At 51.3% G+C, this 25221-nt stretch carries 15 protein-coding genes; 10 read left to right on the forward strand and 5 right to left on the reverse strand.

Annotated elements, in window-relative coordinates:
* Positions 1-50: 50 nt before the first annotated feature.
* The 4 genes from KJY73_RS13195 to KJY73_RS13210 are packed head-to-tail and all read right to left on the reverse strand — an operon-like array spanning position 51 to position 5865.
* Positions 51-1238 carry an AGE family epimerase/isomerase gene (locus tag KJY73_RS13195; protein ID WP_214344188.1) on the reverse strand — a complete coding sequence of 396 codons (1188 nt, stop codon included), beginning with the start codon at positions 1236-1238 and terminating at the stop codon, positions 51-53.
* Entirely contained in the window at positions 1235-2248 is a 1014-nt protein-coding gene (locus KJY73_RS13200; RefSeq protein WP_214344189.1) for a carbohydrate kinase family protein, read from the reverse strand. Before KJY73_RS13200 ends, KJY73_RS13195 begins: the two co-directional genes overlap by 4 nt.
* Positions 2245-3495 carry a sugar MFS transporter gene (locus KJY73_RS13205; protein WP_232848598.1) on the reverse strand — a complete coding sequence of 417 codons (1251 nt, stop codon included), beginning with the start codon at positions 3493-3495 and terminating at the stop codon, positions 2245-2247. The genes KJY73_RS13200 and KJY73_RS13205 overlap by 4 nt, the downstream gene beginning before the upstream one ends.
* A 42-nt stretch (positions 3496-3537) precedes the next feature.
* Positions 3538-5865 (reverse strand): GH92 family glycosyl hydrolase, encoded by a 2328-nt coding sequence (locus tag KJY73_RS13210; protein WP_214344190.1) that lies wholly within the window; start codon positions 5863-5865, stop codon positions 3538-3540.
* A 309-nt stretch (positions 5866-6174) separates the two neighbouring features.
* Between KJY73_RS13210 and KJY73_RS13215 the strand changes: the two genes are divergently transcribed.
* From KJY73_RS13215 to KJY73_RS13260, 10 genes are all read left to right on the forward strand, one after another.
* Complete coding sequence (locus KJY73_RS13215) at positions 6175-7182, forward strand: LacI family DNA-binding transcriptional regulator (protein WP_214344191.1); 1008 nt, start codon at positions 6175-6177, stop codon at positions 7180-7182.
* A 525-nt stretch (positions 7183-7707) separates the two neighbouring features.
* The gene (locus tag KJY73_RS13220; protein ID WP_214344192.1) at positions 7708-10608 is read left to right on the forward strand and encodes a TonB-dependent receptor; all 2901 of its coding nucleotides are present in this window, start codon (positions 7708-7710) and stop codon (positions 10606-10608) included.
* Between the two features lie 50 nt (positions 10609-10658).
* Positions 10659-13547, forward strand: a complete 2889-nt coding sequence (locus KJY73_RS13225; protein ID WP_214344193.1) for a discoidin domain-containing protein — start codon at positions 10659-10661, stop codon at positions 13545-13547.
* Positions 13548-13742: 195 nt separating this feature from the next.
* Entirely contained in the window at positions 13743-14654 is a 912-nt protein-coding gene (locus KJY73_RS13230) for a BadF/BadG/BcrA/BcrD ATPase family protein (protein WP_332874203.1), read from the forward strand.
* Complete coding sequence (locus KJY73_RS13235) at positions 14651-15619, forward strand: N(4)-(beta-N-acetylglucosaminyl)-L-asparaginase (protein WP_214344194.1); 969 nt, start codon at positions 14651-14653, stop codon at positions 15617-15619. Before KJY73_RS13230 ends, KJY73_RS13235 begins: the two co-directional genes overlap by 4 nt.
* The gene (locus tag KJY73_RS13240; protein WP_232848665.1) at positions 15619-17337 is read left to right on the forward strand and encodes an endo-beta-N-acetylglucosaminidase; all 1719 of its coding nucleotides are present in this window, start codon (positions 15619-15621) and stop codon (positions 17335-17337) included. The genes KJY73_RS13235 and KJY73_RS13240 overlap by 1 nt, the downstream gene beginning before the upstream one ends.
* Entirely contained in the window at positions 17334-18071 is a 738-nt protein-coding gene (locus tag KJY73_RS13245; RefSeq protein ID WP_214344195.1) for a copper homeostasis protein CutC, read from the forward strand. Before KJY73_RS13240 ends, KJY73_RS13245 begins: the two co-directional genes overlap by 4 nt.
* A gap of 37 nt (positions 18072-18108) precedes the next feature.
* Positions 18109-20634, forward strand: coding sequence for a beta-mannosidase (locus KJY73_RS13250; protein WP_214344196.1), 2526 nt, complete (start codon positions 18109-18111; stop codon positions 20632-20634).
* Positions 20631-22421, forward strand: coding sequence for a sodium:solute symporter family protein (locus KJY73_RS13255; RefSeq protein ID WP_214344197.1), 1791 nt, complete (start codon positions 20631-20633; stop codon positions 22419-22421). Before KJY73_RS13250 ends, KJY73_RS13255 begins: the two co-directional genes overlap by 4 nt.
* On the forward strand, positions 22421-24634 hold the full coding sequence (locus KJY73_RS13260; protein WP_214344198.1) for a GH92 family glycosyl hydrolase: 2214 nt from the start codon (positions 22421-22423) through the stop codon (positions 24632-24634). Before KJY73_RS13255 ends, KJY73_RS13260 begins: the two co-directional genes overlap by 1 nt.
* 1 nt (position 24635) lies before the next feature.
* Here the strand turns inward: KJY73_RS13260 and KJY73_RS13265 are convergent, their stop codons facing one another.
* The gene (locus KJY73_RS13265; protein ID WP_214344199.1) at positions 24636-25082 is read right to left on the reverse strand and encodes a DUF6491 family protein; all 447 of its coding nucleotides are present in this window, start codon (positions 25080-25082) and stop codon (positions 24636-24638) included.
* Positions 25083-25221: the final 139 nt, after the last annotated feature.

Genomic DNA, 25221 nt, shown 5'->3' on the forward strand with positions numbered 1-25221 from the left:
GTTGTCTGGCAGACAGCCTGCCTATACACAGGCTATCTCTGCCCGGCCTGTTACTTCAGAGCCGTAACACCTAAGTCGCGCAGTACCTCAAAGCAGGCGCCCAGCGTGTGGTAGTCACACTTGGCACCAGCGGCACTCTTCTGGTTGGAATACTTGCTGTTATTTCTTTTAAGCACTCTGAACCAGGCACCGTATTGGTGATCTACCATGTGCTTCCAGCTGTATTCCCACAATGCCTGATACTGCTCCAGATAGTTGTTATCACCGGTGACTTTGTAGAGCATAGCTGCCGCAGCAAAGCTTTCTGCCTGTACCCAGAAGTATTTGTCGTCGTCACACCAATTACCTTGTGGGTCAAAACCATACACCAGACCACCTTCTTGTGCATCCCAGGCTTGCTGATAGGCGCGATCAAACAACGATTTAGCGCGTTCTACCTGCCAATCCTGCGGTGCATGACGATGAAGGATCAGTAGAAGCTTGGTCCACTCGGTTTGGTGGCCTGGCTGAAAACCCCAAGGTCGATAAAGGTTCTTCGGATCGTCTTTATTGTATTCCCAATCTGGCTGGAAGCTTGGTGTGTAATGCTCCCATACCAGCCCATCGGTGAGATCGGCCTGACGCACAGCGATATTCTGTGCAAGCAATTTAGCACGTTCCAAAAACTGGCTGAGACCTGTTGCTTCGTAAGCGGCCAGCATGGCTTCACACAGATGCATATTGGCATTCTGACCACGATAGCTGCTCAGCACTCCAGCCGGACTGATTTCATCGGCATATAAGCCGTATTCGGTTTGCCAGAAGCGCTTTTCCAGCAGATCGTAAACCATCAATAATTTACTGTTATCGCTGACTAAGCCGGTTTTACGGGCGGCGGCATAAGCCAACAACACGAAGGCATAACCATAGGCCTGCTGGGTCATATCCAGCGGCTGATGGTCTTTAAGGGTCCAGGCATAAGTCTGGTTGGCCGGTTGCCAGTGCACCTTTTCCAGGTAGTTCAAGCCGTGGCGGGCAATACTCAGATAATCCTGACGATTAAACAGCATCCCAGCCAAGGCGTAGTTGACGATAATCCGCGTACTACTGACTAGTTGCTTAAAATCTGTGTCGAATAGTCTGCCGTCATCCAGGTAGTTCTGATGATATCCGCCACTGGTGTCTACTACTTTGTCGGTATAGAAATCCAGAATGCTCTGGCAATGTTCAATGAGAAAGTCTTGGGATAGGAAATTCATACCTGGCTCCGGAATAAAGCGGGATTGAATGCTGAAAGTTCATGTCCATGGGCGCGCAATTGCCCTTGTATATTGTTCAGGTCCGGTAAGGCCGGAAACGCACCGGGTTGTGTTACGGCATAGGCGCCACAATGACTGGCAAATAACAGCAGGGATTCAAGTTCTGTCGGTTGGACGAAAATCTCATGGCTGTTAGGAAGGCAGCTCAAGCCGTAAAGGAAGCCTCCGATAAAGGCATCGCCACCGGCGGTGGTGTCCACGGCTTTGACACTGGGAGGCTGAATGCTGCCCTGGTGAGAGGCGGTATAGTAGTCAATCCGATTGGCACCATCGGTGACCAACAGCAATTGGCATCGGGCATTCAGGCAGTGAGCCAGGTAGGCCTCAGTCTCACCTTCGGCCAGGTAGTCCAGTTCATCGCGGGAAAACTTGACCAGGTCTGCCTGCTCAACCAGCTTATTGACTAACAAACGATCAGCCTGATTCTCGGCCCACAAATTATGCCGCAGGTTAACGTCAAAACTAATGAGATTGCCGGCCTGACGTGCAGACTCCACAACATGTTGCGTTGATTCGGCTATTTGGGCCGTGGTCAGGGTGTTACTGCAAATATGCACAATAGTTTCGCCACTGAACCATTCGGGGTTTACCTGCTGCTTATCCAGTATCACATCAGCGGTTTGATGGCGGTGAAAGGAAAAGCTGCGATCGCCACTGTTATCCAGCATCACAAACGCCAGGGCGGTTTTGGCGTGCGGATGTTGCAAAAGAAAACGTGTATTTACACCATATTGGCTGAGGGCATCAGCCAGAAAATCACCAAAAGGGTCTTGCCCTACCTGGCCGGCAAATAAAGCCTGGCCGCCGAGCTGGGCTACGGCAACGGCGGCATTGGCAGGTGCGCCGCCTGGATACTGGCGAAACTCGGGTAATGTCAGCGGGCCCTGATGAGCGGCGCCTACGTTAAGAAAATCAATTAAGGCTTCGCCAAAGCACAACACTTTCTTCATGGTTGCACCTCGGCGGCTTGAATTTTTTGGGTGGCCTTGACGCCATACAGGGCATACCAGCCGATATACAGGTAAGCACACATAGGCACGATAAAGCTGATTTGGACTGAACTTTGATCTGCCACTATGCCTTGCAGTAAAGGCAGTATGGCGCCACCGACTATAGCCATACACAATAGACCTGAGCCGCGAGAAGTCAGCCGCCCCAGACCACCAATGGCCAGCGAGAAAATGGTGGGGAACATGATGGAGTTGAAGAAACCAACGGCCAGAATAGACCACATGGCCAACTCGCCGACGCTGTTGATGGACAGCATGATCAGACAAATAGCTAAGGTGGCATTGCCCGCCAGCACGTAAATCGGCGCAATAACGCGGGTCAGGGCGGCGCCGATAAAGCGACCAATCATGGCTGCACCCCAGTAGTAGGAAACCATGGCACCGGCTTGCTTGGCGCTAAGGTTACCAATATGTCCTTCGGCAAAGTAATTCACCAGAAAGCTGCCGATAGCGACTTCAGCACCCACATACAAGAAAATGGCCAATACACCGAACATCAACTGACGATGTTCCAGTACCTCTGACCAGCTAGGTTTGGCTTGCTGTTGCAGGTCGGCGTGTATATCTGGCAGCTTAATGGCTTTAAACAACAATGCGACCAGTACCGTAGCGCCAGCGAGAATCAGATAGGGCAGTTTTACTGCATCGGCGCTAATGGCCGCGCCGGCTGCACCGAAAATTAGCACAGTGCCAAACAGGGGGCCCAATGTATGGCCCAGAGAGTTCACTGCCTGAGCCAGATTTAAACGGCTGGCGCTGGTTTTTTCCGGCCCCAGAATAGCCACATAAGGATTGGCTGAGACTTGCAAAACCGTAATGCCAGCGGCCAGAACAAAGAGGGCCAGTAAAAACACGCCATAGACTTTGACTTCCGCCGCCGGGTAAAACAGCGCACAGCCCGCCGCAATAGTACAAAGACCGGTAATAATGCCGCGGCGGTAGCCGATCTTTTCAATCAGCATGCCGGCAAAGGGCGACACAATAAAATACGCGCCAAAGAAACAAAACTGCACCAGCATGGCCTGGGTGTAGTTTAGGGAAAACACTTCCTTAAGATGTGGGATCAAAATATCGTTCAGGGCAGTAATAAAGCCCCAAATGAAAAACAATGTGGTCATGGCGGCAAACGCAAAGTGTCCACCTTTCACTTGCCCACCTGTTACCTGACCTGTTTGAAAACCTGCCATAATCTCGTCTCGCTATATGAAGGGCGCGACTGCGCCCATACGTTAGGGGCGTGAAGCCTCAAGTGACATAGAATAAGGTTGGGCTGAACTGCTGCTTGCCCAGGCTTTATTCGGGGTTTGCCCCATGTCGAAATGCAGTTTGCCGCCGGCCTGAATCACGTGATGATCCAGCCAGCTTTTATTCAGCGCTTTGCCATTTAACCAGGCTTGCTGGATATAAGGGCTGTCAGCCTGATTGTTGCTGGACTCAACCACAAAGGTCTTGCCGTCTTCCAGAGTGAGTGTGACTTTGTCAAACAACGGGCTGCCAATCACATACTCGGGCGTGCCGGGCGTTACCGGATAGAAACCCAGCGCACTGAACACATACCAGGCTGATGTCTGACCGTTGTCTTCGTCACCACAATAGCCATCAGGGGTAGCGGAATACAGTTTGTCCATCACATCACGCACTTTGTACTGGGCTTTCCAGGGTTGGCCGGCGTGGTTGTACAGATAAATCATATGCTGGATAGGCTGATTGCCATGGGCGTAGTTACCCATGTTGACAATCTGCATCTCGCGGATTTCGTGAATAGTGAAACCATAGTAAGAGTCGTCAAACAGTGGTGGCATATCGAAAACCTGGTCCAGCTTATCGATAAAGGCCTGCTGTCCGCCCATTAGCTGTTTTAAGCCTTCGATATCGTGGAATACCGACCAGGTGTAGTGCAGTGCATTACCTTCGGTGAAGGCGTCACCCCATTTAAGCGGGTTGAAGGGAGACTGGAAACTGCCGTCTGCATTCTTGCCGCGCATCCAACCTGTGTCAGGATCAAATAAATTACGGTAATTCAGAGAGCGCTGACGGAAGAGCTCGGCATCCTGCTCTTTGCCCAGTGCCTTCGCCAGCTTGTACAAATTAAAATCGGCAAAGGCGTATTCCAGAGTACGGGCTGCATTTTCATGAATACCCACATCGTAAGGCACATAGCCAAGCTTGTTGTAGTAATCCACACCTTCACGGCCCACTGACGTCATTGGGCGGCCTTCATTGACCTCAGCATTTTTCTTCACCGCCTCGTAGAGGGTTTCCATATCAAAACCGCGGATCCCTTTTAAGTAAGCATCGGCAATATTGATGGCGGAATTTGACCCAACCATGACGTTGCGGTGGCCCGGGCTTGCCCATTCAGGTAGCCAGCCGGATTCCTTATAGGTGTTGGCCAGCCCCTCCATAACCTGAGCATCCAGTTCAGGATACATCAAGGTGAAGAAGGGAAAGACGGCACGGAAGGTATCCCAGAAACCGTTGTCGGTGAACATATAACCGGGTAACACTTTGCCGTTATACGGGCTATAGTGCACCAGCTGGTTGTTCTTGTCGTATTCATAGAACTTACGAGGGAACAGCAACACCCGGTACAAGGCAGAATAGAAAGTACGTACCTGGTCCAGGTCCTGATCTTCTACCCGGATTCTGGATAACTCTTGCTGCCAGGTTGCTCTGGCCTTGGCTTGCGTCTGGGCAAAGCTGTCCTGGCCGATTTCTCGTTGCAGGTTTAGCTCGGCCTGTTCCAGGCTGATAAAGGAAGAGGCAACCTTGGCATGCACCTGCTCACCTCTTTTGGTCTTAAAGCCGATGATAGCGCCGACATGCTCCCCTTTGCTGCTCAAGCTGTTTTCTTGCAGCGTCCATTCATCGTGCCAGGTGTGGGTCAGTTCGAAATCTTTATCAAACTGCACCACGAAGTAGTTATGGAAGTTCTCCGGCACACCGCCGTGATTGTTACGCGCATAGCCGACAATCTTGCGTTGCTCAGGTAGAATTTTCACCATTGAGCCTTTATTAAAGGCATCTAGCAGAATATAAGCCTGTTCGGTATCCGGGAAGGTGAAGCGAAATTGTGCGGCCCGCTCTGTGGGCGTCACTTCCATGCTGGTGTCATAATCGGCCAGGTAAACCGAGTAGTGGTCAGGACTCGCTTGTTCGGCTTTATGAGAAAACCATGAGGCACGTTCGTCTTCTTTAAACTTCAATGACCCTGTTACCGCCATCAGTGAAAACGCGCCGTAGTCATTTAACCAGGGACTGGGCTGATGAGTTTGTTTGATGCCACGCAGGGTGTCGTCATCATATTTATAAGTCCAGCCGTCGCCCATAGGCGCTGTCATCGGTGTCCAGAAATGCATGGCCCAAGGCGTAGCGATGGCTGGGTAAGTATTGCCATTGGACAAGCTGAACTTGGAATCCGTACCCATTAGGGGATTAACATATTGAACCAAATCTTCGGCCACCAGGTTGACCTTGGTTTGGTGCGATTGCTGGGGTGTCTGGTTGGCGCAGGCCAGTAATGACAGGCTGACCGCGACAAGGCAGGCATTACGCATTTTCATGTTCCACTTAATTGTGACCCAAATGTAGAGTCTGTAACTGGGTCAGGTTAACAATTCGTAAAACTGTAATCGATTACATTCGGGGCGTCTAGACTAAATTGTCATTTCACCTGATGACTCAAGTTAAAACGGCTATATCGGCTGTTATTTGGCGTCATTATCTTACGATGTGTTATTTTTGTTATCGATTACATCTCTGCTTGCTATTGCCTTTATGGGGTGAAATCATATAAACAGAAGGACCGCTGTGCATTGCCCCAGCCGATGGAAGGGCTCAGTAAACAACAGGAATCGTTAGCGTTCATGACTAATATAAAAAAGGTAAGTGAATTAGCCGGTGTTTCAACGGCAACAGTATCCAGGACTCTCAAAAATCCTGAGCTGGTGACAGAGAATACCCGTGAAAAAGTGATGAAAGCGGTTCAGTTGGCTGGGTATCGGCCAAATTGGTTGGCGACTAGTGTTAAAACCGGTAAGTCTAATTCCATCGTGGTGCTGGTGCCTAACCTGGTGAACCCGTTCTTTATGCGCATTATCGAGGGTATTGAGCAGGCCGCACAGGAAAAAGGCTACTCAGTACTGCTCGGGGATACGCAAGGCAAAGCCAACCGTGAAAATGAATACGCCAGTATGGTACTGACCAACCGTGCTGACGGGCTGATTCAGCTTGACCACTCTTTTCCCTTCTCTGCCAATGACGCAACTTTGGCTGAAAAGGTGCCTATGGTCAGTGTCTGTGAGCGCATAGAAGGCGAGCGCCGTTATCCTTTTATCGAGCTTGATAACTATGCCGCTGGCAGAGCGTTGACTCATCATTTGATTAGCTACGGACATAGCCGCTTCGGCATTATTGCCGGTCAACGTACCAGTCAGATCCACCATGACCGATTGGCAGGGATTAAAAGTGTGCTGAATGAAGAGGGCATAGAGTTTTCAGAAGATATGCTGGTTGGCGGCAGTTACCGCATTGAAACCGGCATTGAAGGTGTGCAGGAATTACTGAAACGGGACACCCCACCCACCGCTATTTTTTGCTTCAACGATGATATCGCCATAGGTGCCCTGTACGAACTAAAACGCCAAGGCTTGCGCGTGCCTGCGGACGTATCTGTAACAGGCTTTGATAATGTCAAAGTCTCGGCTTATATGGATCCGCCCCTGACAACGGTTGATCAACCCGCCTATGAAATGGGCCGCCGAGCGGTGGACGTGCTTATCCAACTTATAAATCGTCAGCCCTTGCCGCGCACTAGAGAAATACTACCCTTCCAGCTATTGGAGCGCGGAAGCACGGGGCCGGCAAAGGCCTGAAGATCAGCGTTGCAGCTTATTTAGTGGTTGCTTGGCTCCACACAAAAGGTCGGCGCTGGATAACGCCAATCTAAGCCTGGCCAGCTATTTTTCTTCCGCATCACCGCCTGCTATGTTGAACCAAGGACTATTCAGGGGCAAAGATTCGGCCTGCTAGTCTTGGCTATTAGTAGGCTGAGTTTTCTTTATCTAGCCTGAAGTAACATTTTTAAACATCTTAATTTTCTTTCTTACTAATTTTTTACAATAAAAAATCCAATTTAAATCAATGGTTTGAGTCTATCTTGATTGCCGTATTACGTGGCGGTAGTTAAGGAATTGTTATTTCTCACCTTTTGGAACGTTGACAGGTTTTGGTCCTGGGGCTAGTATTTTAGCCAATTTGTAATCGATTACATTTTGGATTTGTGATTGATTGCAATGCGTAAAATCTAAGTAAAAGTGTAACTCACTGAAATTAAAGGCCTATTGAGTCTTGTTGTTGATTCTGTGTTTACGATTACATTAATGCAAGTGGAGAAGCCAATGGCTACCTGGAACACAACAAAAAATACCTCGCCCTCAAGAGGTTTTGCCAAATCCCTGCTGTGCTTATCGGTACTGACTGCTATTGGGGCAACAGCCCAGGCGCAGGAATCCAGCGAGCAACAACAAGCGCAAGAGACTGAGGTCATTGAGATTAGGGGGATCCGCGCCTCTGCCTCAGAAAACCTGGCGGTTAAGCGTCTTTCTAATGCGGTGGTAGATGCCATTACCGCAGAAGATATTGGTAAGTTTCCGGACAAAAACGTTGCCGACTCGTTGCAGCGTGTTCCCGGTGTGGTGATTCAGCGCGATGGCGGGGAAGGGGCAACGGTAAGTATTCGTGGTTTGTCTTCTGACCTGACCTTTACCCAGCTTAACGGCAACTTTATTGCCTCTTCTCCTGGAGAGCCATCCCGCTCCTTCTCCTATGCATTGCTGCCTTCCACCATGATTGAGCGAGTGGAGGTATTTAAATCATCTGAAGCCCGTCTGGATGAGGGCGGTATAGGTGGTACCGTATTGATGCACAGCCGCAAACCGCTGAGCATGGACAAGAATTCCGGTGTATTGAATGTCGAATACACCAACTCTGATATCACTGATAAGTATGAGCCGCAGTTTAGCGGTATCTATTCGTGGAAGAACGACGACGAAAACTTCGGTATGTTGTTCGGTTATACCCGCCAGGATCGTACTAATGGTTCGCAAAGCGCACGGGTAAATATCATCAATAAAAACTTCCTGTATCAGGAGCGTCAGGATAACCAACTGGTTGAAGGTGGGGCTAAAGGTTACGCGCCACAAAGTATGGTGCAGGAAATCTGGGAAGAGAATCGCGAGCGCGAAGGTTATCAGTTTACTGCCCAGTGGCGGGTAACTGACAGCCTCGAATTTGGTATGAACTACTTTAAGTTCACCCTTGGTCAAAATGCGATTCTGAACCAGTTGGAATACCCCGAGTGGAACAACAATGACAATTTCTGGACCGATATTCGCGTTGATGCCGAAGCAGAGTATGTCACCGGCATTGATTATTCAGTTGGGACGTCCGGTGGGCAACGATTGTCGGCCATTCCGAGAATTAACGGTGAGTACATAGTTGAAGAATCAACCTCAGATACCTTCGACTTCTTCGCCAGCTACGAGGGCGATAATTACAAGGCCAGGCTGACCTTCGGTAAGACGGAAGCCGAGGGTGGCCCGTCTGAAAAATACCGTGCGGCTTACTATGCCAACGAAGCGTCTTTGTTCTATGGCTACGACCTGTCCGGCCACCGTATGACCACCTATATGGATCCTAATATGATCAATAATCTGGTGGCAGGTATTGGCGGGGAAGCAGACGTAGGTGCAACCGATTCAAGCTTTGTCACTGGCACGCAGGAAGAGAAGTATGCAAGCCTGGATGTGGATTACTTTGTTGATTGGGGCATAGTTGACACCCTGCGTTTCGGTGCTAAATACCGTAACGGCAAGATTCACCGCGATACCCGTAATACCTTCTATCTGGCGCCAGACTTTGATATTGCTGCCGCAGAAGCAGATGGTGGGATTAATCTGGATGATGACTACTCGCGTAATGGCGGTATTCCGGATATCACCAAAGTGGTGAAGTCTGAGTCCCTTGGCAATCTGTCGGATGTGATCAACACCAACCTGTTCCCGGCCGTTGACTGGCACAAGTATCAGCAACATCTGGTGGACAACTTCGTCAAGTACACCCGTATCGAGCCTAACTATGTATACGGGGTAGAAGAAGAAATCACCGCGGCCTATATGCAGGCGGATTACCGCTACAAGAGTTTACGCGGCAACTTAGGCCTGCGTTTTGTGCGCACTACCACCACCTCCGGCTCGTCAGACAAGATTCGCTATCGTTTGGATTGGAAAGATGCCAACGGTGATATGTTGCCTGAGGATGATCAACGTGTAGAAGAGTTCGTCTACATTGAAAAAGAGAATACCCAGAACAAGATTCTGCCTAGCTTTAACTTAGTCTGGGATATTGATGACAACTGGGTTTGGCGTGTTGCAGCGGCCAAAGTGATGGCCAGACCTGGCTATGATGAAATCGGCCAGTTCCAGACGCTGACCTACACCTCTAACGAATACTCTGCAGACCGCTCGGCTGCTGATGACTTCGATACAATTCGTGATTCCGAGGGTTGGACAGGATCAGGTGGTAACTCCAATCTGAAGCCGCTGGAGTCAACCCAGTTTGATACGTCACTGGAATATTACTACGGCGAAGGTTCGGGCTTTGGTATTGCGTTCTTCAAAAAGGACGTAGACAACTTCGTCGTACCTTTGATTATCGACACTACCCGCAGCCTGCCTGAAGTGCAGTTCACCCTGCCACATGCCGGTGACAAGGTGGTTAACGCGGGTGGCGACAATCTGCTGATTCGCGACTTTAGCACAGTGGCAAATGGTACTAACGCCAGCTCTAAAGGTACCGAAGTATTCTGGCAGCACTTCTTCGACAATGGCTTTGGTCTTTACGCAAACTACACGCGCAACAACACCAATCAGGCCAACGTAGAACTGGATGGCCAGAAGGTGGGTGAGTCGCCTTTAATCGGCAGCTCCAAGTATCAATGGAACTTCTCCGCCTTCTATGAAGATGATTTATTCAGTGTACGTGCTTCATATAACAAACGGGGCCCGAGTGTAGGCGGCTATTCCGCTTCTTGGGAAACCAACTTCTACACGGCAGCTTACGACCAGGTGGATGTGAACGCCAGCTACAACCTGACCGACAATCTGGTGCTGTCAGCCTCAGTGATCAACCTGACCAAATCGGACACCTACCGACACCTTGGCAACGATACGGATAACCGCTTTATCCAGAATGCCTACAGCGGTCGTCGTTTCTACATGGGTGCTACCTACAGGTTCTAAGGGCCTGCCTGCGCAAGTGGGCAGCCAAAAAAAGATTCAGAGGAATTACAATGAAACATTTTAAAAACAACAAGTTGTATGCAGTAATTGCGCTCGCCATGAGCGGTTTATATGGATGTGGTGGCGCAGGCGAAGCCGATCCTGCCAATATCCCCGTGGTCATTGATACCACTTCTGCCGATATTAGTGGTTCTGCGGTTAAAGGCACCCTGAGTAATGCATTGGTGACCGTCACGCAAATGAACGGTTCTGATATCAGCATGGGCTCTGGGGACAGAACCGATGCCGACGGTAAGATCAGTTTCAGCGTTGAAGGAAAGCAGGGCTTTGGTATCAACGGCATGTTGAAAGTCGAAGTGAAAGCCGATGCCAGTACCAGTATGGTCTGCGATGCAATCAGCTGTGCCGGTGTGGATATGGGTGACATGCTTTCTGGTGCGCCTTTAGATGGCACCACCTTTACTACCCTGACTTACGTACAAGTACCTTATGCCAGCAATTCTGACGGTGTTGCTGATGCCAGCTTTCAAGCTAATGCCCTGACCACAGTGGCCTCAACCCTGGTGGCCGAGCAGGTCGCTGGTGGTCGCAATGTGTCAGTACGCCCACTTTACGAACTGGCCTTGTCTGATAACTCGCAAACTTTGCTCAAAGCTCTGGGCATTAGTGCCAAAGCTAACGTATTCAGCACAGAGCTGGTCAGTGCAGAGTCATATGAAAACTTTGTCACAGGCGAAAGCTGTGATGATGTGCCAAAAACTGATGCCGAGGGTAATCCTGTCACTGATGCTGAAGGTAACCCGGTTACCGAAGAAGTTTGTGTGGATACCTTGGTCAGCGGTGACATTATCAAACTGTCACTGGCTAACGCGGCCTTTGCCAACATCACTGAAGGAGAAAGCTTCAGCAGTTTAATGAGTGATGTGGCAGGTGCTATCACCATAGCGCAAGAAGGGGATGTCAGTGTACTTACACCATTGCGTGAGCGCATACTGGCCAGTATCAGCGCAGTGCCTTATCTGCCAGAGTTGGGTATCACGGCAGAGCAGGTAATCGACTTGTCCCTGGCTTTCCTGGAAAGTGATACCAGCTCAGGGCCTGTGCATGAAATCACCACTGAAGCGAATTTAGCCTCCGCGGTGATTACTGGTCGTAACCGTATCAGTGATGCAGAAGCCGAAGCTATGGTGTTTGACGGAAACGTTGAAACCAAGTGGCTGGATCATAATGAATGGAAAGGTGCGCCAAGTGTTGAAGACCCATCCTGGTTGCAAGTGCAGTTTGCCGAGCCACAGGCAGTAAGCAGTCTGTTTATTACCAGCGCTAACGATGCCCCGGCTCGTGATCCTGAGAACTTCCAGGTACTGGCTTCTAATGATGGTGAAAACTGGATTACCTTGGCCGAGTTTATTGGTGAGACCTTCGACGAGCGTTTTGAGCGTAAAGAATTCCGCTTTGTAAACGGACTGGAATTTACCCACTATCGTCTGAACATCACTAAGAACAAAGGTGATGACACCCTGATGCAAATTGCCGAGGTGGAGTTTGTTGGTCCCATTTATACCAGTGCTGACCACACCGACCCGGTAGGCAGCGCCAATATCACTGCCCGCAACCGCATTGGTGATGCAGAAGCCGAGACCATGGCGTTTGACAATGATGTGGAAACTAAATGGCTGGATCACAACGACTGGAAAGGTGCGCCTACGGTAGAAGACCCATCCTGGGTACAGATCGATTTACCCGAGCCTAAGGCGGTAGATACCCTGGTGATTACCAGTGCCAATGATGCCGATGCTCGCGACCCGGAAAACTTCAACCTGCAAGGCTCTAATGATGGTGAGAACTGGGTCACCTTATCTGAATGGATAGGTGAGAGCTTTGATGAGCGTTATCAGCGTCGTCAGTTCAGTGTGGCCAACAGCCTGGCATTTAGCTCTTACAAGCTGAACATCACTAAGAACAAAGGTGATGACACCCTGATGCAGATTGCCGAAATAGGTTTGGTCGGGCCCAAGTTGCCGGATCTTAACCATGCCCTGATGGACGGCAAAGTGGTGACCTTCCGTAACGCCATCAGCGACACCGAAGCGGGCGACATGGCTTTTGACGGCGATGCACAAACCAAGTGGCTGGATCACAACGAGTGGAAAGGTGCGCCTTCAGTTGAAGATCCGTCCTGGATTGAAGTGCAGTTCCCTGCGCCTGTTGCAGTGAATAAGCTGGGCATGATCAGTGCCAATGATGCTGACTCTCGCGACCCGGAAAACTTCAATATCCAAGCCTCAAACGACGGTGAGAACTGGGTAACCTTGGCTAGCTGGATTGGCGAAGGCTTTGATGAGCGCTTTGAGCGTCGGGTTTTCCCCTTTAGTAACGATCTGGGCTTTAGCCACTACCGGGTAGAAATCACCAAAAACAAAGGTGACGATACGCTGATGCAAGTGGCTGAGATTGAGCTGATTGGTCCGCAGTATCAGTCGGTAGATCATTCCGCAGCGCCTGGTGCCGTATTTAGCGCCAGAAACCGTATCGGTGATGCTGAAGCGGAAGCCATGGCCTTTGACGACAATATTGAAACCAAGTGGCTGGATCATAACGAATGGAAAGGCGCACCGAGTGAAGAGGATCCGTCCTGGGTGCAGGTAGATTTGCCACAGGCCAAGATTGTCAGCAGCATAGCTATTACCAGTGCCAATGACGCGGATGGCCGTGACCCCGAGAACTTCAACATCGAAGGCTCCAATGACGGTGGCCTGACCTGGACTCGTCTGGGAAGCTGGATTGGTGAGTCTTGGGACAATCGTTATGAACGTAAGCTGTTCGAAATGGGCAACGGCATAGCCTTTAACACGTATCGCATCAACATTACCAAAAACAAAGGCGATGATACTCTGATGCAAATCGCAGAAATTGAGCTTATTGGTCCTGACCTTTAAGCCCATCAGCCGGCGGCTATGCCGCTGGCTTTTCTGTTGTATGGATAGTCGCCGCACAGGGAATTAACCTGCTGCGGCCTTGTGTTTGATAGACGACCTGGAACAAATCGCAGGATCAGAAGCAGCGTTAAGCTGTCAGTTTTTTGCCTGTGAAATGGCGGTTCGGCGAATGAACCAAACAGCAATGAGGTTTGTGTGAAGACCAAAAACCAGCAAGAGCAAGATCTCCTCTTCATGGGCATTGATGGCGGTGGTAGCCACTGTCGGGTCATGATCCAGAATGGTCAGGGCATGGTATTGGGCCAGGGCCAGGGCGGTCCGGCCAATCCGGTGTACGGTGTACAGCAGTGCAAGGATTCCATTATCAAGGCCACCCGAGACGCGCTAAGTGAGGCCGAGCTGGATGATAAGGCGATGGCACACTTGGTGGTTGGTGGTGGTCTTGCTGGTTTGCACTTGCCGCAGATGCAAGCACAGATGCAGGCCTGGCAGCACCCCTTTGCAGCTTTGTATCTCACCACCGATTTGCATGCCGCTGCCCTTGGAGCCCATCAGGGTATGGATGGTGGCGTGATTATTCTGGGCACCGGATTTAGTTCTTTGGCGGCCTGTAAAGGCAAGCTGACTCAGGTTGGTGGTTACGGCTTTCCCATCAACGCAACCTGCAGCGGCGCCTGGTTTGGCCTTGAAGCCGTTAAAGCGGTATTGCTGGATGCTGACGGGGTAGGTTTGTCTACCAGCTTAACCCAGGCACTGCTGGAAACACGCAGTGCTACCGAACTGGCCGAGGCTTTTATGCATGCCACGGCTACCGACTACGCCAAGCTTGCACCGCTGGTGTTTGAACAGGCGGATGTGGGGGATAAGGTCAGTCTGGGGCTAATTCAACAAGGTGCGGCCTTTATCAATCAGGTGATCCGGCGTTTGCTGGCTTGCGGCGTGACTCGTTTGGCCATGATCGGCGGTATTACCGAACGCATCAAACCCTGGCTTGACCCGCAACTGGTGATGACGGTTGGTCCGGCACTGGCAAGCCCACAGCAGGGCGCCATTTTGTTTGCCCAGCAGTCCCATAAGCAGAAAAACAAGACTAAGGATCCCCTATGAGCTCAAGACGCGACTTTCTAAAACTATCTGCCATTACCGGTGCCGTTGGCATGCTGATGCCTAAGCTCGCCGGCGCATCCACCAAGGTCAACAAGCCCATTGTGGTGTCGACCTGGGAGCATGGTACCCCGGCTAATGAAGCGGCCTGGCAGATACTAGAAAAAGGTGGTCGCGCACTGGATGCTGTAGAAGCCGGTGTTCGGGTGCCTGAAGCCGATCCCAAAGTGCGTACCGTAGGTTACGGTGGCTATCCGGATCGCAACGGCAAAGTGACCCTGGATGCCTGCATTATGGATGAAAACATGAATTGCGGCTCGGTAGCGTTTTTGCAGGATATTAAACACCCGATATCGGTGGCGCGTTTGGTGATGGAAAAGACTCCCCATGTGATGCTGGTGGGCGATGGTGCCAAGCAATTTGCCCTGGAGCAGGGCTTCAAAGAAGAGAATCTACTGACATCTGAGTCTGAAGCCGATTGGCAACAATGGCTAAAAGACCAGAAAGTACAGATGATCAATATCGAGAACCACGACACCATAGGTATGCTGGCTCTGGATGAAGCCGGTAATCTTAGCGGTGCCTGCACTACCAGTGGCGCGGCTTACAAAATGCACGGACGGGTAGGCGACTCGCCGCTAATTGGTGCCGGTTTGTATGTAGATAACGAAGTCGGCGCCGCCACTGCCACCGGCATGGGCGAGCTAATGATTAAGACTGTCGGTTGCCATCTGGTGGTGGAATTGATGCGCCAGGGCGCAAGCCCGGAGCAGGCTTGCCGTCAGGCGGTGGAGCGTATCGCAAGAAAGCTTGGCGACTATGCCCAGTTCCAGGTGGGCTTTTTAGCCCTGAATAAACGCGGCGAGTACGGGGCTTACTGTATTCAAAGTGGCTTTAACTATGCGGTTCGCCAGCAAAGCGGTGCCCAGCTAATTGACGGTAAGAGCTTGCTGGGAGGCCAGGCTTGATGCGTGCAGGCTTGTTACTTCGACCTCTGATGTTAAGTGCCGCGCTGTTTGCCACTTCATCACAGGCTGACGGCAGCGGTATTACGCCTGACCAGCCACCTTTTGCGTTAACCATTTCGCAAACCAAGGCCTGGACGCCGGCAGAGGCCAGTGTTCAAAATGTTTCTACTGTGCCACTGGCCCGGCGTTTCCCCGCCTTACTGGACGGGCAACAAGCTTCGCCTGCTAAGGTGCTGTATGCTCCGGATGGCATGAACAACTTTGCCAATTACCTGCAAACTCAGCCGCAGTTTAACTTGTATAACTTTACGCACTGGTCACAGATTGATGTGCTCAACTGGTTTGCCGGTACTGCCGATTTAGGTATTCAGATCCCGGCCCGCCCTTGGGTGGAAACCGCCCATAGAAATGGCGTAAAGGTCATAGGTTCAGTATTTCTGGGGGTTGCCCAGTGGGGCGGCAGTGCCGATACCGTCGAAGCTTTGTTAGAGCAGGATGCACAAGGGCGTTTTGTGGTGGCAGACCGCCTGATAGAAATGGCCAACTTTTATGGTTTTGACGGCTGGCTGATTAACCAGGAAACAGACCTTACCGCGGTTAAAGATAACAACAACCAGTTGCTTAAAGGGCAAAAGAACGCTGCAAGAGGCGAGGCGCTGGCCGCGCGTATGCTGGCTTTCGTGCAATACCTGACCGCCAATGCCCCGCAAGGTATGGAAATTCATTGGTATGACGCCATGGTTGCCAGTGGCGAAGTGCGCTGGCAGAACCAGCTTAATGATCAAAACCAAGCATATCTGCAAGACAAGGTACGCTCATCCGACGCCATCTTTCTCAACTATTGGTGGGATCAGAAGATGGTCCATGCCTCGGTAGCCAAGGCCAAAAAATTAGGGCGCAGCCCGTTTGATGTATATGTGGGTGCCGACCTTTGGCCCAGTCGCAACGCCCAGCGTGCCTTTAGCCGCTATCAGTGGCTGGACTGGCTGTTTGAAGACGGCCAGGCGCTCGCCTCTATCGCCTTGTTTGCTCCCAATGTGAATTACAACTTTGCCGGCGAGTCGCATACCCCGGCCTTTAGCCAGTTCCAAAAAAATGCCGATGACGAGCAGGCCTTCTATACCACCGAGGTGCGGCTGTTTGCCGGTGACGATTTAAATCTGGCCAAAGTCGACAGCGAGGGTTGGAAAGGGCTGGGAGGTTATCTGCCAGCTAAATCCACCCTCAGCAGCCTGCCCTTGGTGACCTTTTTTAATACCGGGCAGGGCAAGCATTGGTGGCAGCAAGGCCAAAAGCAAGGCGGCCCCTGGACCAATATGGCCTATCAGGAGCCACTGCCGACCTGGCAATTTGCTAATGAGGGCGCCATAAAGCTGCACTTTGCCTTTGATGATGTCTTTAACGGTGGCAGTAGTCTGGCCGTGACTCAGTCCCAAGGCGACAAAGCATACGCACCTTTGTATGCCACCGAGTTGTTACTCAGTGGCACAAGTCGCTTGTTAGTTACCAGCCGTGGCCAAAGCAATGGCTTGTCGCTGTTGCTGGAAACCGCAGATGGACAAACCCTGTACTTGCCGCTTGATGCCGCCGAGGACTGGTCAACACAGACAGTTTCGTTGCAGTCATTGGCAGGTAAGAAGCTGGTTCGTATCGCTTTGCAGGGCGATGGAAAACAGGCCATTGAGGCGCGTTTGGGTGGTTTGGAGATCTTGCCATGAGAGGACTGGAAGTCTGTATTAATGCCGACGACCTGATGCACCTGGGTGAAGATGTGCGCGCGGCCCGCCTGGGCGGCGCGGTTCGTATTGAGCTATGCGGGCAGATGCAGCATGACGGCCTGACTCCCAGCAGTGAAGCCATGCAGATTGCCCGGGACGCCTTTGCGAATGTGCCCGGTATGCTCGTGATGATTCGCCCTCGCGGTGGTGATTTTTGTTACTCCCCTGATGAGCTTGAGCGAATGCGGGAAAGCATTTATCTGGCCGCTGAGCAGGGCGCTGACGGTGTGGTGCTGGGCATCTTGAACCAGCAGGTTGAAGTGGATGTGGCAAGCCTTAAACCCTTGGTTGAGTTAGCCAAAAAGTTATCGTTGCAAGTGACCTTCCACCGCGCCTTTGACGCCATTGCTAATCCTAAGCTCGCCCTTGAGCAGTTGATTGAACTGGGTATCAGCCGCGTGCTTAGCGCCGGTACTCCATGGGGTAGTGGTCAGGGCGCGTTGCAAGGACTGTCAGTGTTAAGCGCACTGCTTGAACAAGCCGCCGGACGCATTGAGCTGGTGGTGGGCGGCGGTATTCATACCACGGTACTGGAAAGCCTGCTTCCGGTATTGCAAAACAAAGCACAAGCCTGGTCGGTGCATAGTTATTCAGCCCTGCTGGATAAGGGCAGAGTAAATCAAAGCTGGGTGGCCGATATGGTAGCCCGGTGTCAGGCGGAAAGCCGGATGTGATCCGGTCACCGCAGCATTTTTATTTTCTAAGAGTATTATGATTACGAATTCATCTACGCATTATGGCCAGCGTCTGGATCTTTGTGGTGACTGGCAGTTTCGTCAGGCCAACACCGCAACCTGGCTTCCTGCCCAGGTACCGGGCTGCAACTTTACCGATCTTCTGGCCAATGGTCTGATAGATGAGCCTTTCTACCGCGATAATGAAACCAAGCTGCAATGGATTGAGCAAGAAGACTGGCACTACCAGAAACGCTTTAACCTAAGCGCCGATTGGTGGCAGTACCAGGATATTCAACTGGTTGTCGAAGGCCTGGATACCTTTTGCGACTTGTATCTAAACGGCCAGAAGCTGGCCGAAAGTCAGAATATGTTTATTGGACAGCACATTTTGTGCAAATCCTTGCTCAAAGAAGGTGAGAACCTGCTGGAGATACGTTTTCGCTCTCCCATCAAGGAAGTGCTACCGCAGTATCAACAAGCTGGCTTTGCTTATCCCGCTGAGAACGACAAGTCTGAAGATAAACTCAGTGTTTATTGTCGCAAAGCCCCTTGCCACTTCGGCTGGGACTGGGGACCAAGGTTTGTCACCAGCGGTATCTGGCGGCCTATTTATCTGCAGGGCATAACGGCCTGTCAGATCACCGATACGCATTTTGTTCAGCATCAGTTGGATGCCGCACAAGCCCGTTTCAGTTTTTCTATCAGTATGCAATCGGCACTGGCGGAGCAGGCCATCTTGCAGGTGGAATGTGCGCAGGCACCGCAGCTGAATAAACAAATCCCTGTACAACTGAGTGTGGGCGAAAACGTCCAGCGGCTGGATTTTGACTTAGCTTCACCAAAGCTTTGGTGGCCCCATGGGTTAGGGGAAGCTTATCTTTATGATTTCAGTTTTAGCCTGCTGATTGGCAATCAAGCGCTGCATAGTAAACAGCAGCGCATTGGTTTTCGTACCCTGGAAGTGGTGAACGAAGATGACGCCATGGGCCAGTCGTTCTTTATCCGCGTAAATGGCCAGCCTGTGTTTATGAAAGGCGCCAACTACATTCCCGGTGACAGCTTTGTGCACCGCATGACACCAGAGCGTCACGCGCAGGATTTCAAAGCGGTGGTGGATGCCAATATGAATATGCTGCGGGTATGGGGCGGCGGTATTTATCAGGATGAGGTGTTCTACCAATTAGCTGATGAGAACGGCATTCTGATATGGCAGGACTTTATGTTTGCCTGCACTTTGTATCCGGCCGACGAGGCCTTCCTCGCCAATGTAAAACGAGAGGCCGAATACAATATTAAGCGTCTGCGCAATCATCCCTGCCTGGCCTTATGGTGCGGAAATAATGAAGTGGATATGGGGATTAAACATTGGCAGTGGCCGGAAAAATTTGGCTATAGCGATGCCTTGTATGCCCGTTTAAAAGACGATTACATTCGTTTGTTTGACCAGTGCCTGCCAGAGGCGGTGGCACAGTTTGATGCCGGACGTTTTTATCTGCGCTCCTCCCCCATAGGCTTCTGGGAAGAAGATATGGATCATGTGGGTAATCACCATTATTGGGGGGTTTGGCATGGTGAAGAGCCGTTTAGCGAGTACCAGAAACGCATACCGCGTTTTATGAGTGAATTTGGCTTCCAGTCTTTTCCACTGGCCTCGTCCATGGCGAAGTTTACCGAACAGCAAGACTGGCATCTGGACTCGCAGGTTCTCAAGGTGCACCAGAAGCACCCGCGTGGCAACAGCCTTATCCGTAGCTATATGGAAACAGAATATAGCGCGCCGGAAAATTTTGCCCGTTTGCTATTTTTAAGTCAGGTGCAGCAAGCCGAAGGACTGAAATTGGCTTTTGAAGCGCACCGGGCGGCGCAGCCATTTTGTATGGGCAGCCTTTACTGGCAGCTCAATGACACCTGGCCAGCCGCATCCTGGTCCGGTATTGATTATTATGGTCGCTGGAAGGCCCTGCACTATCAGGCCAAGCGCAGTTTCCGCACCGACTTGCTGGTAATCGATGAGGTACAGGAAAGCATCCGTATCAGACTGGTTAGTGATCGCTTGCATTCAATTAATGCCAAAGTAGGTTTGACCTTGCTGGACTTCAGTGGCAATCAGCTGTGGCAACAGGAGCAGCCCATCAGTACACCAGCCAATGGCAGTGCTGAGGTGGCTGTGCTGCCTAGAACTGAGCTACTGGCTGCACATAACCCCAGTCAAGTGGTGCTGCAGGCTGTGCTGATTGATAGCCAGGGGCAGGAACTTACCGACAGCTTGTTTTACTTTGTGCCTAGCAAGCAACAAGCTCTCAGTGCGCCTAACCTTGAGGTGACTAGCCAGGTGGGCGAGCAAAGCCTGACCCTGACCTTGCAAAGCTCTACTTTGGTGCGCCAATGCCATGTGGAAATAGACGGCGCGGCAGGCAATTTTTCCGATAACTTCTTTGACTTGTTGCCCGGCCAAAGTAAGCGCATTCACCTGGCCTTACCGGGGGCTAGCCAAGCGGAGATTGAAAAGCTGGTTGTGAATACTCGCTATCAGTCTTTATTCAAGGAGCAAGGCCAATGACCCTGGCTTGGTTAGACCTACTGATCATCGCCGCGTACCTGCTCGGTACGCTGGGGCTTGGGATGTATATCTCCAAGCTGGCCAGCCGCGATATGAATGCCTACTTCCTGGCTGGCAAGCAGATCCCCTGGTGGGCACTGGGGGTGTCGAATGCCTCGGGGATGTTCGATATCGCTGGCACTATGTGGCTGGTGTCCATGTGTTTTGTTTACGGTCTGAAGAGTGCCTGGTTGCCCTGGATCTGGCCCATCTTTAATCAGGTGTTTTTGATGGTCTACCTGTCGGTCTGGCTGCGACGTTCCAATGTCATGACTGGTGCCCAGTGGCTGCAAACCCGCTTTGGCAGTGGACGCGGTGCCGAGCTATGCCAACTGGTGGTGGTTATTTTCGCCATTGTCAGCGCCATCGGCTTTATTGCTTATGCCTTTAAGGGTATTGGCAAGTTTGCGGCGATATTCTTCCCCTGGCAGTTGTCCCCCGATACCTACGCCTTGATTATCTTCGCCTTTACCACCTTGTATGTCATCAAGGGCGGCATGTACTCGGTGGTGTTCACCGAAGTCCTGCAGTTTGTGATTATGACCATCGCTGCAGTGGCGGTAGGGGTTATTGCGATTAATCTGGTCAGCCCGGAGCAAATTGAAGCCGCGACCCCGGCGGGTTGGGACAATATCTGGTTTGGCTGGCAGCTCGACTTGAACTGGCAGGGGTTGATAGACAGTGTTAACGACAAGATTCAGTCCGACAGTCTGGAACTTATCGGCCTGATGGTAATGATGATGCTGTTTAAGGGCGTGCTGTTTTCCATGGCAGGGCCTGTGCCTAACTACGATATGCAGCGGATTCTGGCTACTCGCTCCCCCAAAGAAGCAGCCAAGATGAGCGGCCTGGTGTCCCTGGTGATGTTCTTCCCCCGCTATATGATGGTGGCTGGTTTGACGGTACTGGCCTTGGTGTATATGGGCCCGGATATTCAGGCCCAGGGTGGTGCTTTCGATTTTGAGCAAATTCTGCCTTATGCCATCAGTAACTTTGTGCCGGTGGGACTGACCGGGCTGCTGATAGCCGGGCTGCTGGCGGCCTTTATGTCGACCTTGGCGGCTTCGCTGAATGCGGCCCCCGTGTACTTTGTTAACGATATCTACAAACGTTATTTTCGCCCCGACGCTGACAAGCAAACCTATGTCAGAGTGAGTTATTTGGTGTCTTTTGTACTGGTATTGGTGGGTGTCGGGCTTGGCCTGATGTTGTCCAGTATTAACGACATTATGCAGTGGATCTTTGGTGCGTTATTTGGCGGCTACGCCGCAGCCAATCTGCTTAAATGGCACTGGTGGCGCTTCAATGCTTACGGTTACTTCTGGGGTATGATGGCCGGTTTGCTGGCGTCACTGTGTTTGCCGCTGCTCATGCCGCACACCCACCCGCTGTTCGCCTTCCCTGTGCTGCTGCTAATAAGCCTGGCCGGTTCGGTGATAGGGACGCTTATGACCCCCGCAGAAGATGACAAGGTGCTCTGTGACTTCTACCGTCAGGTCAGACCCTGGGGGTGCTGGGGACCCATTCGGGCTAAGGTGCTTGCCCAGGACCCGAGTTTTGATCCCGATACCCACCCAGGCCGCGACATGGTCAATATTCTGGTCGGCATGGCCTGGCAAATCTGCCTGGTGGCCCTGCCTATTTACCTGGTTATCCAACAATGGACAGAAATGCTGGTGGCGTTGACGCTGGCCTTGCTGACCACCTGGTTCCTGAAGAAAAACTGGTTAGATAAGTTGAAAGATTAATGAAAACGAAAAGCTTGATTTTGGGCCTTGCGGCCTTACCGCTGATGTCTATGCTGGGGTGCGCCTCCTCTACTTCACAAATATCTGAAACTAAGGCATTGCCTGTGCAGCAGGTGCTGGACTTTGTGGACCCTTTTATCGGTACCGGCGGTCATGGTCATACCTTCCCCGGTGCCTTAGTGCCTTTTGGCATGGTGCAACTGAGCCCGGACAACCCTTCTAAGGGCTGGGACTGGACATCGGGATACCATTACTCAGATAACATTTTGCTGGGTTTTTCTCATACCCACCTTTCCGGTACTGGTGTGGGAGACATGCTGGATGTGCTGGTGATGCCCTTTCGGGGAGACTATCAAGCCCGCGCCAAAGATGACAAAGGGCGCATATTCACCACTTACGGCCATGATAAGGAAAGCGCCAGTCCGGGTTACTACAGCTTGTATCTGCCCGAAGAACAAGTGCAGGCCGAGCTGACCGCCAGCACCCGCACAGGCGTGCATCGCTACCGCTTTGATGGTGAACAGGATGCCAAACTGTTGTTTGATCTGGGCTATGCGCAGAACTACGACAAGCCTGTTGTGACCTTTTTACGGGTTGAAGATAAGTACACACTTACCGGCTATCGCCTGTCTACCGGCTGGGCCAAGAATCAGCCTATCTATTTTGTGGCCAAGTTTGATGCGCCCTTCAGTCATCAGTTACTGAACGACTTGCAAGCGGTGAAAGGCGACCAGCTGCAGGCCGAGAAAGGTAAGATTGTGCTGAACTTTGGTAAACCGGCTAAGGCCATCGAAGCTAAGGTAGCGTTGTCCTACACCAGCATTGCAGGTGCCAAGGCCAACCTGGAGGCAGAAACCGCGCAACTGGGCTTTGAGCAGGTAAAACAGCAGGCTGCCCAGGCCTGGGCAAATCAGCTGGGTAAATTCCAGGTTGAGGATGCTGATAAGACCAATAAAACCAAGTTTTACACTGCCCTTTACCATGCTTTTGTGGCCCCGCAGGTCTTCCATGATGTGGACGGCGCCTTCTTTGGCGCAGATGGCGCGGTGCATAAAGACAAGCATTATGGGCGCTATTCGTTGTTTTCTTTGTGGGATACCTTCCGCGCTTTACATCCGCTGCTGACCCTCAGCAATCCGGAGAAAGTGGACGATATGGTGAAATCCATGCTGGGTTTTTATGACGAGACAGGTTTGCTTCCCACCTGGGATCTGATGTCCAACGAAACCGACGTGATGATTGGCTACCACGCGGTACCCGTGATTGTGGATGCCTATTTAAAGGGCCTGACCAGTGCCGACCCTGAACACATCATGGCGGCCATTAAGGCCTCGGCTATGCAGGACAGATTCGGTATCGATCTGTATCGTCAGTACGGCTACATCCCATCCGAGCTGGAAGTGGAAGCGGTGTCTAAAACCTTAGAATATGCCTTTGATGACTGGGCCATTGCGCAAATGGCCAAGGCATTGGATAAGCACGACGACTATCAACTGTTCAGCCAGCGTGCACAAAGTTATCGTACCCTGTTTGATGCCAGCACCGGCTTTATGCGTGGCAAGAATAAGCAAGGTCAATGGGTAAGCCCCTTTAACCCTACTTATGTTGAGCACCGTAATACCGATTACACCGAGGCCAACGCTTGGCAGTACAGCTTCTTTGTCCCCCATGATGTACCCGGTATGATTGAACTCTTTGGTGGTGAAAGCCCTTTTGTCGCCAAGCTGGATGAGCTGTTCTCCACCAGCTCCAAGATGCAGGGTGATGTATCTCCGGATATTTCCGGACTGATCGGTCAGTATGCCCATGGTAACGAGCCGGTTCACCATGTGGCCTATCTGTATGCCTTTACCGCAGATAAGCACAAGGGCGAAGCACGTATTAAAGAGATCCGTGACACTATGTATCTGGCGCAGCCCGATGGCCTGGCCGGTAATGACGACCTAGGACAAATGTCGGCTTGGTATGTATTCAGCGCTATGGGCTTCTATCCGCTAAATCCGGTCGGTGGTGAATACGTGCTAGGCACGCCACAGTTTGAGCAAGCTACCCTGAGCTTAGCCAATGGCCATCAGCTAAGCGTCAAGAAAGAAGGTGAGGGAAGCGTGCAATCGGTCTGGTTAAACGGCGAAAAGCTGGTAAGCCCTATCCTGACTCACCAGCAGATCTTACAAGGCGGCGAACTGCGCTTTGTGATGGCACCCCGTTCTTAATTTAGTTTGCGGCAGGCTTGGCCTCTTCCTGCTTGCCGCTTTTCCATGACGTCAACGCTTTGTATTGCTCCTTGCTGATGGGGTAAATGCTGTCTATTGGGCAGCGTACATGGAATTTACCTGGCACATACACCGCATCAAATTTAGCATCCAATTGTGAACTGATAGTTTGGTCGGTGGCTAATGCCTGGGCAAAATCCAAATCCGGACAGCGCCCTCGTAGTGTCAGCAAGTAAGATCTAGACGGGCTAGTGCGTAGTATTAGATTCTGTTCACCCAAGGGATACCAGCTATCCAGTTTAAAGGTGGTAATTCGCTTAATGTCTTCAAGCTGCTGACTTTTTACAAAGTCATTCACCATAGTTTGCCATTCTTCTTCACTTGGATGGTAAGTGGCGCAGCCTGCCAATAAGGCTAAAGCCAGTACGCTTGCAATCAGCTTAGACATCTTTGCTCCTTTGCCGGACGATTGTGATGCTTTTAAAGCCTACTGCCTGACAGAGGCTTTTTCCAGCTGTTCTAAAAACCTTTAGGCTATGCTGTCCATCATTGGTATCGTTAGCGCCTCAGCAGCCCATTCGTCTTTC

Source organism: Bowmanella yangjiangensis (genome assembly GCF_018531185.1).
Classification (GTDB): domain Bacteria; phylum Pseudomonadota; class Gammaproteobacteria; order Enterobacterales; family Alteromonadaceae; genus Bowmanella; species Bowmanella yangjiangensis.

Bases quoted from the DNA above. Each gene is read 5' to 3' on its own strand.
- KJY73_RS13240 (WP_232848665.1), top strand. From the start codon at position 15,619: ATGCGTGCAGGCTTGTTACTTCGACCTCTGATGTTAAGTGCCGCGCTG.
- KJY73_RS13200 (WP_214344189.1), bottom strand. From the start codon at position 2,248: ATGAAGAAAGTGTTGTGCTTTGGCGAAGCCTTAATTGATTTTCTTAAC.
- KJY73_RS13195 (WP_214344188.1), bottom strand. From the start codon at position 1,238: ATGAATTTCCTATCCCAAGACTTTCTCATTGAACATTGCCAGAGCATT.
- KJY73_RS13255 (WP_214344197.1), top strand. From the start codon at position 20,631: ATGACCCTGGCTTGGTTAGACCTACTGATCATCGCCGCGTACCTGCTC.
- KJY73_RS13260 (WP_214344198.1), top strand. From the start codon at position 22,421: ATGAAAACGAAAAGCTTGATTTTGGGCCTTGCGGCCTTACCGCTGATG.
- KJY73_RS13250 (WP_214344196.1), top strand. From the start codon at position 18,109: ATGATTACGAATTCATCTACGCATTATGGCCAGCGTCTGGATCTTTGT.
- KJY73_RS13235 (WP_214344194.1), top strand. From the start codon at position 14,651: ATGAGCTCAAGACGCGACTTTCTAAAACTATCTGCCATTACCGGTGCC.
- KJY73_RS13245 (WP_214344195.1), top strand. From the start codon at position 17,334: ATGAGAGGACTGGAAGTCTGTATTAATGCCGACGACCTGATGCACCTG.
- KJY73_RS13205 (WP_232848598.1), bottom strand. From the start codon at position 3,495: ATGGCAGGTTTTCAAACAGGTCAGGTAACAGGTGGGCAAGTGAAAGGT.
- KJY73_RS13210 (WP_214344190.1), bottom strand. From the start codon at position 5,865: ATGCGTAATGCCTGCCTTGTCGCGGTCAGCCTGTCATTACTGGCCTGC.
- KJY73_RS13265 (WP_214344199.1), bottom strand. From the start codon at position 25,082: ATGTCTAAGCTGATTGCAAGCGTACTGGCTTTAGCCTTATTGGCAGGC.
- KJY73_RS13225 (WP_214344193.1), top strand. From the start codon at position 10,659: ATGAAACATTTTAAAAACAACAAGTTGTATGCAGTAATTGCGCTCGCC.
- KJY73_RS13220 (WP_214344192.1), top strand. From the start codon at position 7,708: ATGGCTACCTGGAACACAACAAAAAATACCTCGCCCTCAAGAGGTTTT.
- KJY73_RS13215 (WP_214344191.1), top strand. From the start codon at position 6,175: ATGACTAATATAAAAAAGGTAAGTGAATTAGCCGGTGTTTCAACGGCA.